7 protein-coding genes are annotated in these 11955 nt (G+C 53.4%); all 7 read left to right on the forward strand.

The window, feature by feature from the left end; genetic code table 11:
• Positions 1-484 precede the first annotated feature (484 nt).
• The 7 genes from ABD971_RS12650 to ABD971_RS12680 all read left to right on the forward strand — a co-directional run bounded on the left by ABD971_RS12650 (position 485) and on the right by ABD971_RS12680 (position 11661).
• Entirely contained in the window at positions 485-1657 is a 1173-nt protein-coding gene (locus tag ABD971_RS12650) for a DUF1559 family PulG-like putative transporter (RefSeq protein ID WP_339942987.1), read from the forward strand.
• 95 nt (positions 1658-1752) lie between these two features.
• Positions 1753-1938, forward strand: a complete 186-nt coding sequence (locus ABD971_RS12655; protein ID WP_339942985.1) for a hypothetical protein — start codon at positions 1753-1755, stop codon at positions 1936-1938.
• A 579-nt stretch (positions 1939-2517) separates the two neighbouring features.
• Complete coding sequence (locus ABD971_RS12660; protein WP_345322543.1) at positions 2518-5520, forward strand: CRTAC1 family protein; 3003 nt, start codon at positions 2518-2520, stop codon at positions 5518-5520.
• A 164-nt stretch (positions 5521-5684) separates the two neighbouring features.
• Complete coding sequence (locus ABD971_RS12665; RefSeq protein ID WP_345322545.1) at positions 5685-6386, forward strand: GntR family transcriptional regulator; 702 nt, start codon at positions 5685-5687, stop codon at positions 6384-6386.
• 753 nt (positions 6387-7139) lie between these two features.
• Positions 7140-8354, forward strand: a complete 1215-nt coding sequence (locus ABD971_RS12670; RefSeq protein ID WP_345322547.1) for a DUF1559 family PulG-like putative transporter — start codon at positions 7140-7142, stop codon at positions 8352-8354.
• 125 nt (positions 8355-8479) lie between these two features.
• Positions 8480-10108: a sialidase family protein gene (locus ABD971_RS12675; RefSeq protein WP_345322549.1), complete on the forward strand. Its 1629-nt coding sequence runs from the start codon at positions 8480-8482 to the stop codon at positions 10106-10108.
• 851 nt (positions 10109-10959) lie between these two features.
• On the forward strand, positions 10960-11661 hold the full coding sequence (locus tag ABD971_RS12680) for a GntR family transcriptional regulator (protein WP_339942975.1): 702 nt from the start codon (positions 10960-10962) through the stop codon (positions 11659-11661).
• Positions 11662-11955: the final 294 nt, after the last annotated feature.

Here is an 11955-nt window from a genome sequence, read left to right on the forward strand (position 1 = left end):
GCTTTTTTTGAGCCGGTTCATTCAGCCTCGCTGTGCTCTGTAAGACGTTTTTCCTCGGAGCTTGGCCTCGTGGGTGTATCAAACCACCAATGAAACAGGGAAATAATCCTAGCTTTTCTCTTCTCTCTCGAAAGATGCCGTGTTATACCATGACATAGCATTGACGTTACGAGGGCCAGTTGAGAAACTCTCTAAAGGGGTTTGCATTGCGGTCGAACCTACTACGCTTATCCGTTCTTTCACTTAGCCTCCTGCGTCTGGCTGCGGCAGCCCGAACGCACCGTTTCCGGAATCGGGCCAACTGGGGCTTGGCTGGATGAGAGCCAAGCTAGCAGGATTGCTATCTGCAAAAAATCTCCGATGCGGCGGTACTTAGCCGCCAAGCAGATCCGGCGGGTGTAAATCGCCCGACCAAGCTTCTGCGTTAGAACAGGCAAACGTCTGTTCATTTATGTTTCCTAGTTTTCATTTACAGAGGTGGATTATGAAGATCAGACATAAATCTGGTTTCACATTAGTCGAGTTGCTGGTGGTGATCGCCATCATCGGCGTCCTTGTTGGTTTGTTGCTTCCAGCCGTACAAGCGGCGCGCGAGGCGGCCCGACGCATGAGTTGCAGCAACAACTTCAAACAGATTGGTCTGGGGCTGCACAATTACCATGCTGCCTATGATCAGTTCCCGATGCAAATGGGTGGAACCTATGCGGGTGGTACCCCAAACATGAACCACAACTTTGAATTGAGTTGGCTTGTCGGCCTGTTGCCGTTCATCGAACAGCAGGCGTTATGGGAGCAAATCAGTAACCCCAACAATGATGGAGGCACGTTCCCAGCCATGGGGCCGGCCCTCGGGAATACGGCTTACATCCCCTGGCGAACACAGGTGAAAGGATTTCGTTGCCCCAGCGATCCGACCGAAAGTGTCGCTGGCAATTTTGGATACAGCAACTATGCCGCGTCTCTCGGTGATTCGGGGTACGAAGAGCAAGATTGTGGCATCAACGACGACGGGACCATTCGCACCGGAAGCCAACAATGGGATTACCAAAAGCAATCTCGCTGGGACCGTGGAATGTTCCGTGGACGGCGTGTCACCAAATTCCGCGATATTTTGGACGGGACCGCGAATACGATTGCCGCAGGCGAAATGGTCGTTGATGCAAATCGGCGGGAAATCATCGGTGCTTGGGTCCACGGTGTGAATCCCTGCCGTGCCCCTAACGATGTTGAGTACACGGGCAAAATCGACCCGCAAAGGCCTCAGTTCTATAGTGCATCGGCTACCATCGAAGGCAATGCTCTGTTTCAACGAGGACACCGCTGGCATCACGGTCTTCCTCACTTCACCGGTTTCAATACGATCCGACCCCCTAATAGCTACAGCCAGGCTCGTTCTTGGCCAACCAACAATGCGTTTGGCTGGTTCACCGCGGGCAGCCGACACCAAGGTGGCTGCCACGTATTGATGGGCGATGGAGCCGTTCGATTTGTCACTGAATCCATTGATACGGGTGACCAAAGCATCATCCCTCCGGGAGGCTGTCAAGGTACGGGGGGTCCCGGCGGTGAAGCCTTGAACGGCAGAGAAAGTCCTTACGGAGTCTGGGGAGCACTGGGAACCAAGAATTGTAAGGAAACGAATGCAGAGATTCCCTAAGCTTTAATCGAGTCGTTTAAAGACAGGTACAGTCATTGGCTGTACCTGTCATTTTTTTTCATCAACCGTTCCTTTCATCAACTGAGAAACCCCCAATGATTCGCAGATTCGCTTTTACCGCAATGACATTGATGTGCCTCGCTCTCTTGCCAGGTTGCGGTGGACAAGATGACAACGTGGTGAGTGCTCCGCCCGAAACCACTTCCGTGAATGTCGATGCTGAACGAGCCAAAGAGGCGGCTGGGTCAGCCCCTGAGAATGTCGACTACACTAAGCAGTAAGTTGATGCTCGGCGATTCGTCGTTCGCGGTGTTCCGAGACTGCGTTTGAGTCGCATGGATCTACGATCCATGACGACTCGTCGGTCGCTAGGACATTTAAGGACGAGTTACAAGATAACTGTAATCTTTCGGTTGACACGAAAGCGTTATCCGAAAGCAGCTGTGGCCATCAACCTGAGCATCAGATTAGGGTGAGTGCGGTCGTTTGACTATCGATCGCGCCCCCTTTTTCTCTTCCTTATCTCGACAAACATTTCGTCCTTGACGAACATTACGTTCGAGTCGCGAAATGCTTCACAGCGTTAGTCCAAACCGCAAACTTTACGGCTGTGATTTTGCACCACATCCGCAGTCTCGGACTACCGACAGAGCGAGCGTCATTCATCTGCGTTTACAAAATCATCTCTGCCACGCCTGCCTAGAGCTCGGCCGCCTTGCCGCTGTGTCGGCATCAAGATCGAACAACCTTGTGCGAAACAAAACGCAAGCGGCAATATACATGGTGTCTGAAACCGTGGTCGGACGTACAATCTCATAAAATCTGAATCTTGCTCTCGTCTCACGTTTTCGTTTTTTCACATGCTTCTCATTGAAAATCGTTACGGTCCAACAAGGAAGGTGCGCGAGGCTGTCGCGATACTGTTTGCGATGCTGTTCAGCAGTGCCATCGGTTGTGGACCGTCGAACACTCCGGTCGATCAGCCACCGACGAGGCAAGAACACGCGAGCGAATTGCGACTCGACCACATTGCGCTCGCCCGTCGCGCGATCGCCGCGAAAGATTGGGTATCCGCAGAGACTGAATTGCGATCGCAACTCGTTGAAACCCCTGACAATGTTCTCGCTCTGGAAATGGCAGGCGATGTCGCGTCGGCCCGTGGCAAGATGCACGAATCGGCCCGCCTCTATCAAGCGGCGGTCGACAAGCATCCCCGAGCTTCCATTGAATTATTTGATAAATTGGCTCAGCAATGGACAGTCGCGGGCTGTTTGTTTGAGAGCTTGGCCGTTTTACAGCATGCAATCAAGCAATATCCATCGCACCCACAATTCCGCTTCGATTTGGCGGGATTGGGAACATTGATAGGAATGGAGCAGGTATCTACCGAACAACTGAAATGGCTTGCGCAACACAATCAGGGTAACGCCGAAGGTCTGATGGCGCTAGCGGCTCCTCGACGCATCCAACCGGACGAATCGATCTGCAAGGAGACGTTGGAGCGTTGCCCTGATGACTTACGCAATCACTATCCACTCGCCCGCTTGGACGCTGCCAATCTAAAGTGGCTTGAGGTTGCCCAGCGATTGGAAGGCGTTGTTAAACAGCACCGTGATTTTATTCCAGCGCAGCTTCTGTACGGGCGAGCATTGATCGAACTCAATCGAAACGATGATGTTCAGCAGTGGCATGATCAGCTTCCTACGGGCATCGAAGAGTCTGCAGACTATTGGGCGGTCGCCGGAATCTGGGCTGAACAACAGGGAAATTTCGAGCAGGCTGCGCGAGCGTTCTGGGAAGCCGTTCAGCGAGATGACTCGAATGATCCCGAAACGCTAAAAAAACTCGTCGTCAACCTGACGCGTATCGGCAGAGGCGATGCGTCCGCCCGACTCACTCAACGTGTCCAGCAATTCGCTCAACTCAGCGACGCGTTGGATACGTTTGATTGGAGGGATTGCCAATCCCAAAGTGCGGCGATCACGGTTGCTCAAAACATGGAGAAACTCGGGCGCCTGTGGGAGGCTGAAGGCTGGGCACGTCTGGCCTTGGGCCTGAGCAATGACAAAACCGCCGACGCCCAAGCGGCCTATCTCGCCATCCGCAAAAAACTGAGTGCGGATACACCTTGGCAGCTTCCCCAGGGGATTATCGGCAATCAAATAAAGCTTGAGGACCTGCCGCAGGTTGCCTGGACAGCAAGTCGACGTCCGACAATCGAAATGTCGCAATCGCAGAAACAAGGCGATATCCGATTAGAGGATGAAGCAATCCAGCGAGGCTTGATTCACACATGCGAGGTCTCGCCGGAAGCAAGGGAAACGGGATACGCAATCTTTCAGACAAGTGGTGGAGGCGCGGCCGCGGTTGACTTCAATTTAGATGGCTGGCCTGACCTCGCCATCGCGATGCTCGATGGTGATCCGATGAAGTCCAATTCGCAGCCGAACCAGCTGTATCTGAATCTAGCAGGACATTTTAAAAACGTAACCGAACTTGCGGGAATGCGTGACACCGGGTTTGCGCAAGGAATCACGGTGGGCGACTTCAATGACGATGGATTCCCAGATGTCTTCGACGCTAACATTGGCCGCAACCGTCTGTATCGCAATAACGGTGACGGCACCTTCAGTGACGCTTCCGATCAAGTTGGACTGCAGGGTGAATTCTGGACCACTTCCGTTGCGATCGCCGACCTCACTGGCGACGGCCTTGCCGATCTGTTCGAAGTTCAGTACTGCGCCAGCGAAGCCCCTTATACAAAGCAATGCCCCAGCAGCACTGACAATGACCGGATTGGTAGCTGCTCACCGCTACTGTTCGCAGCGGAACCCGACCGTGTTTGGCAGGGGGCTGCCAACGGCAGATTTTCGGAAACAACTGATCGCTGGCTCGGTCAGGTCAGCCCCGGGCGAGGTTTAGGTCTCGCAGTCGGTCAATTTGATGAACACGAAGGCATGGACCTGTACGTCGCCAATGACATGTCGGCGAATCAATTCTGGTCATCTGCCCATCATGACGGAGAGTTCCGTTTCACGGATCTGGCCGTCTTAAGAGGCCTCGCTGTCAGCGGCGCATCGAAAGCTCAGGCGTCGATGGGCATCGCCGCCGGGGATCCAGACAATGATGGGGACATTGACTTCTTCCTCACCCACTTCGCACGCGAACACAACACGTTTTACCAACAGGAAGCAGCTGGGATTTGGTCGGATCGCTCTCATCGTCTGGGGCTAGGTGAATCATCCATGAACGTCATGGGATTCGGTACCGAATGGGCCGACTTTGATAATAACGGCACCGTAGAATTGATTATCACCAATGGCCATGTCAACGACGTCAAGGAGGATGATCCTTACGGAATCGCCTTGGCGATGCCACCTCAAATCTACCATCGGGATCCCGGTGGTATTTGGAAGGAGCTTGTGAATAAAGAATTGGGCGAATATTTTTCGAATCCTCATGTGGGCCGCGCCTTATTGACGCTCGATGCAAATCGTGATGGGCGAGTTGATAGCCTGATCACGCATTTGTTCGAGCCTGTTTCCCTGCCGATCAATCACACTGAATCCACAGGGACCTCGCAGGGGATCGTTCTCGTCGCCACGATCGGCCAACGAGACGCTATCGGAGCCGTCGTGACATTGGAAGTCGGCGGACAGAAACGAACCGTTCAATTGTTAGCGGGAGATGGCTACATGTGTTCCAATCAACGGCAGCTATTAATCGGAATGGGCACTGCGACCGAAATTCAGAATGTCCAAGTCGATTGGCCATCAGGGAACCACGAGTCCTTTGGAAACATCTTGATTGGCGAAGATATTTTGCTCGTCGAAGGAAGCGGAGAATCGTTCCAAATCCGCTGACAAAAGCGATTTGCTCGCTTACGGAGGGTGGCAGAGCACTCGCCACGACCGACATCCGACTGCCATTCCGCTGGACACGATGCAAGGCCTAGTTATAACATGTTCTAACATGAATTAGCTGCTGCTGAAATCCTTTTCGCCCGTAAACATTGCTGAGCATACAAGTGGATCAAAGTCTTGCTGAAATTTCATACGATTACATTCGAGCGAAACTCGCCAGCGGTGAGTTTATGCCTGGGAAACAGTTGGTAAATCGAACCCTTGCGGTTGAAATCGGGGTGAGTGTGATCCCGGTTCGCGAAGCGATCAATCGGTTGTCCAGCGAGGGGTTGGTTGAACATGTCCCCGGTGCGGGTGCTTATGTTCGCAAGACGAATCGCCAGGATCTCAACAACATCTACGTTTTGCGAGATGCGCTTGAAAGTTGCGCAGCGGCAGAAGCCGCGCAGTATATTACAGAGGATCAACTGGAAGAGCTTGAGTTCATTCTTGATCTAGCCAAACAGACCGCCAAGCAGATTCGCGATTCCTCCAATGGTTACAGCAATAAACGTCAAATGGATCGCTGGTTAGATTGTGAGCAGCAGTTTCACGAACGGTTGGTCGAGGCGTCGCGAAATCCGTTACTTGCCAAAGTCGTCAAAGAGAATCGGGCAATCGCAATGGTCTTTGCGGCCCAACGCTATCATCCGCGAATATTAACGGCGAAGATCGCTCAGGAGACGTGCGAATCGAAGGCGGAGTTGCTGCAAGCCTTACGCGACCACGCCCCGGAACGAGCACGACAGTTGATGAGTTTTCAAATTCAACGCGGCCGAAAAACTGTCATTAATTTCCTTAACCAGCAAGGGCACGAGCGAAGCTAGTGCTGTTTTTTTCGTTCGTGCCGTATTTGTGAGCGGACGGCGCAAGCGGCTTGTTGATTTAATGAGCCGCTCGCGAGTGAGCAGCCGGGTGCCACGCATCACCCGGTGCCTTACGGCCCGCGGCTCACCACAGCGATTTGCATCTCGATTAAATCAACAGCCCGCTAGCCGCGGGGTTCGTCAATGTTGTTGGAAACAGGCTCGCGGCTAGCGACCTCGGCTCACAAGAATAGACGAAACTAATCGCTTCTAGCGTTAGTACGTTTGGCTCACCAATCGGGACAGTCGAACCAGTTCATTGTGTTTCTTCTGCCAGTTCTCTCAGGCACGGTGCGATTCAACGGGCGTCTCGCCCCGTCCCCAAGGCCTTCTACCGGACTCACCCCCATAAAACAGTAAATTTTGCATTTTGTCGACACACCCTGCGTCATGCCATGTTATAACATGCCATATCTCCGTCGTTGCTATTGGCTAATCAGTTCTCCCCTACTCAGGATTTCTTCAATGCGGTCGAGCCTATTAACGTTCTTTGTTCTTCCCCTCTACATAGTCGCTGCGGGATGTGGCACCCAGGCCGCACAGTCACCGGAGCCTCGCGAGCTGGAACGCTACCTGGAGCAAAACCCTGATGCGGCAGCGCGCGGCGGCCAAGCTGAACCGGCGGGTATCGATGGGCCGACTGGAGCTCTCAGTTAAGACGATCAGTTTCTCATGTTTCGCTTTCTTCCTAGTTTCAATTTACAGAGGTGCATTATGAATGTCAGAAGTAATCGTGGTTTCACGTTAGTTGAGCTGCTGGTGGTGATCGCCATCATCGGCGTCCTAGTAGGGTTATTGCTCCCGGCTGTGCAGGCGGCTCGCGAGGCGGCTCGGCGAATGAGTTGCAGCAACAACTTCAAGCAGATTGGGCTAGCGTTCCACAACTACCATTCTGCCTACAATCAGTTGCCGGCGCAGGCGGGTGGTACCTACCGAGCGCTTAGCATGGGCTGGGCTGATACTTACACACCAACCGCTGGCGGAGGCGGATCAAACATGAACCAGCTCAGTGCGCTGGTCGGCATCACGCCATTCATTGAGCAGCAGGCACTTTGGGAGCAGATCAGTAACCCGTTTCAGGTCGCCTCGGGTGATCGGTATGCTCCGATGGGTCCAAGCCCTTACATGCTACTCGCCGACCACACGGCTCAGGGCGAATACACACCTTGGTTGACAAACATTCCCTCCTTCCGTTGCCCAAGTGATCCAGGCACCGGCCTGCCAGGGCAAGGCCGGACGAACTATGGCGTCTGTCTCGGCGACTCGCTTTATTGGCAGTACAACTGCATCACAGATCAGCACGGTAGGCAGTCGCCAAACAATGTCAACGCGAAGAAAACGGCGCGTGGAATTTTTGCGCACGGTCGCCTCAAACCGCAGTTCCGTAATGTCCTAGACGGGCTTTCCAACACAATTATGGCTGGCGAGTTCAATACGGACTTGGGCGATCGAGATGTCACCACTCAACCACGCAGTGGCATCAATGGTCACCACCTTGACCCGAAAAAGGCTTACCAGCAGATCGATCCAGAGCGACCAAGGTTTTGGCTTTCGACTGCCCCAACGAATGGAAGCCCCGAAGAGATGCGAGGCTACAAATGGGCATACGGGTTAGCCATCTTTACCGGCATTACGACGATTCTTCCTCCCAATGCTCCTGTGGTCTACGACACTTCAAGCACCACCGCCACTGACATTTTCCGATGGGGAATTTTTTCACCTAGTAGTCGGCACCAAGGTGGTTGTCACGTGTTGATGGGTGACGGGGCGATTAAATTCGTTACCGATTCGATCGAAGCTGGTGGAGGGGCGATGGTTTCCCACGACGGAAATGGTGCCACGCTACCACCCGGCTCCGCAAGTCCTTATGGGTTGTGGGGTAGTCTAGGTACGCAGGCCAGCCGAGAGATTATCAACGAGGAGATCTAGCCTGCAATCTGCAAGTCGGGGTGGCGCGACAGGGGCCTGTCGCGCTGCCCGGTTTCGCAAATGTTCCCACGCCCAACCAAGCTAGGTTGAAAATTTTTGACCACGTCGATATTCCGGTGATAAATATGACCCGCTGCCTTATCCTGAGCCTGTGCATTTTCCTGTTTTACGCGCCCGCGCATTGTGCTGAGCCGGCCGATGACGTTCTGTTCAGCACTTCGTTTGAACGCCCACCGCAAGCAACGTTCCAGCAGTTAAAAATTGGCTCGGTCGAGATCAATGCGACCGGTACGGCAAACATCACCTCACGGTTTGCCCACAGCGGCGACACAAGCCTGCACATGCTTGGCGACGCAAACAATACGGTGACGCTCGTTCTTCCACCAGAATTATCCGGCGTCAAGGGAATCCGGTTTTATGCTGAGCGCTGGACAGTCAAAGGTCCGTTCACATTTAAGGTCGAGGTACAGCAGGACGGGACATGGCGCGATGTTGCACAACTGGACAGTGTGATCGACGTGGGCGCGCGTTTCCGTTCACATATCCAACTTCCGGTCACGGGCAACGCAAAAACGGATGCCATTCGTTTCAGCACCGAAGCCGCGTCCAGCTCAGGATTGCTGATCGACGATCTGTCGTTGCACTCTTCGGTTCCAAAACGGCCAACAACCATTCCGATCGATGTGATGCCGAGCGAACCGCTAAAGCTAATCGGCAGCCAGTCCCTGTTCGTGTCAGGCACACAAGACACGCACACGTTTCGCATCCCTGCGATTGCTACCGCGACCAACGGTGATTTGATCGCCGCATGTGATGCCCGGCGCACTGGATCGGGTGACCTACTTCCCCAGCGTACGATCGACATTGTGTTTCGTCGGAGCACCGACAACGGCGAGACTTGGACACCAATGGAAGTAATGGATCAGTCCGATGATGGAGGCTGCAGCGACCCATCGTTGCTAGTCGACGAAATCACGGGCGACATTTTCTGTTTCTACAACTTTATGAATAATGATAAGTCGAGCAAAGAATTTCGCTTTTACGTGCAAAAGAGCTCGGACCACGGAAAGAGCTGGGGAAAGCCGGATGACTTCACTGATCAGGTCGCCCCGCCCGAGTTAAAGGATGCGTTCAAGTTCATCACATCGGGCCGAGGAATCCAAACCCGCGATGGAACGTTGATCCACAATTACGTTCGCGTCGGCCAAGGCGTCACATTATTCGCCAGCCGAGATCATGGCAGGACATGGAAAACATTCGGAGATGTCACTCCAGGGGATGAATCCAAAGTGGTAGAATTGTCAGACGGCACGCTGATGGTCAATTCGCGGATCGCCCCGGGAAAACGGCTTGTACACAGGTCATCCGATGGCGGAAAAACCTGGGACAGCCTCAACGATGTCAGTCTACCCGACCCGCGTTGTAACGCCAGCATCATCCAGTATACGGCCAAAGCGGATGGCTATTCCAAAAATCGGCTACTGTTCTGCAACGCTGCCTCTAACCAAGAACGTCAGAACTTGGCGGTCCGAATCAGCTACGATGACGGTGCGACCTGGAGTGCTGGTAAGGTGATCGATAAGGGGGCCGCTGCGTACTCGGAAATGACCATACTGAAAGACGGAAGTTTCGGCGTCTTGTACGAACCCGGCTACAGCGAAGTCCGTTTCGTCCGCTTCTCGCTCGATGCACTGACAGACGGGACGGACCGATTGAACAAACCCTATGTCCGCGCCTACAAAGCTGGAAGCTAATCAACTCAAATCATTAGCGGCTTAGGAATCACTTCGCGACCGCGCACTTCACTTGCCCGGCGTCCATCGCTAATAGAAATGGGTAGATTCTAACCCACAAGTTCTAGCAATGCTTGGAGATGGACCAGGACTAGTTCCTGATCGATCCTTGCGAAGCAGTTACTATGTGGTTCGCACTCGATCACGTCGAAGAGGAAAATGGCTTTGTTCGTTTCGCAGGGGGGCGCATCAAAGTGGTATGCGACTGCACGTACGCACGCAGACGCTTTGGCTTAGTCAAGAAATCGTCGACTTCCCAACGGAACAAGTCCGTAACTTTGAGATCTCCATGCCGGCCTGCCACGGCGATTTGATCGTCCCCGAGGCGATTACCATCCATCACGCCGACCGAAGCCAATCCGCCGCGCGTTCGTGCCGAATGTTGAGATTCATCAATTACAGCGAGCGCGTTCGCGGAGACGCAAATACTCATGTGGCGTCTTAACGGAATCTGCCAAAAGACATGAACGCAATGGAGAATGCTATCGGGATGGTAGCCCCCATGTCGATTTGCATCACTAAGCAGTTTCTCCACGAATCTTGTCGTACTTCTGCTGGCGGTATTTCTAAAAGTCCTAAGCAGAGATGCAAGTTTGCTTAAGGTGGAGATTTTGCCTACGCTCCCGAATACCCTCGGTGTCGCCGCCCCAATGGCTATACAAATCCTTACACCGCAGACATTGGACTCGCCCGAACAGACGTCTGATCACCATTTCGCTGGACATCACATTATTTTACGTTATAACGTAGGTGCAGCGTCTATTGACCGTAACTGTCTTCCCTTTCGCCAAGCCATGCAAGCGAGCAAACCCGTGGACCGAAGCCTTGCTGAAAAGTCGTATGATTACATTCGAGAGAAGCTCGCCAGTGGTGAGTTTCCGCCCGGAAAACAGTTGGTTAATCGGACACTTGCCGTCGAAATCGGGGTAAGTGTGATTCCTGTTCGCGAGGCGATCAATCGGTTGTCCAGCGAGGGGGTGGTACGACACGTTCCCGGTGCCGGTGCCTATGTTCGCAAAACCGATCGCCAGGACCTTAATAATATTTATGTTCTGCGTGACGCACTCGAAAGTTGCGCCGCGTCAGAAGCCGCGCAATATATTACGGAGGATCAACTGGATGAACTCGCACACATTCTTGATCGAGCCAGAGAAACCGCCATGCAGATTCGCGTTTCTTCCAAAGGTTACAGCAACAAACGTCAATTAGAGCGTTGGATGAATGATGAGCAGCAGTTTCATCAACGGTTGGTCGAGGCGTCGCGAAATCCGTTGCTTGCCAAGGTCATCAAAGATAATCGGGCAATCGCAATGGTCTTTGCAGCCCAGCGATATGATCCGCGATTGTTAACGACGGAGGTCGCTCAGGAGACGTGCGAATCAAAGGCGGAGCTGCTGCAGGCTTTGCGAGACCGTGACCCCCATCGAGCGCGACAGCTGATGAGTGATCAAATCTGTCGTGGCCGAAAAACGGTCATCGGCTTTCTTAACCAGCAACGGCGAGACCGAATCTAGTCTCGCCTCGTTTAGCGTGACTCGCGGCGTTCAACACCCGTGCGAAACGCGTCTTCTGCCAGCTCTCTTAAGCTGACGGACCTCTTTTGCTGGGGGTAACGCCTGCGTCGAGCTGAAATCCACTTAATGGAAAAATCTAACTTGACATCCCTGGCGAAAGATCGCTGGCATCACATCGGTGCTGACATTCGCCGTGGAAGAATACAAGGAGATGCCCCCACGCCTACCGGAGGGAGCCCTTTCAAGCTAGCACTCATGCGGCTCTCTTGGCGAGGATTCTTGCCGTTGATATAT

This window comes from Novipirellula rosea (assembly GCF_039541335.1).
Classification (GTDB): Bacteria; Planctomycetota; Planctomycetia; order Pirellulales; family Pirellulaceae; genus Novipirellula; species Novipirellula rosea.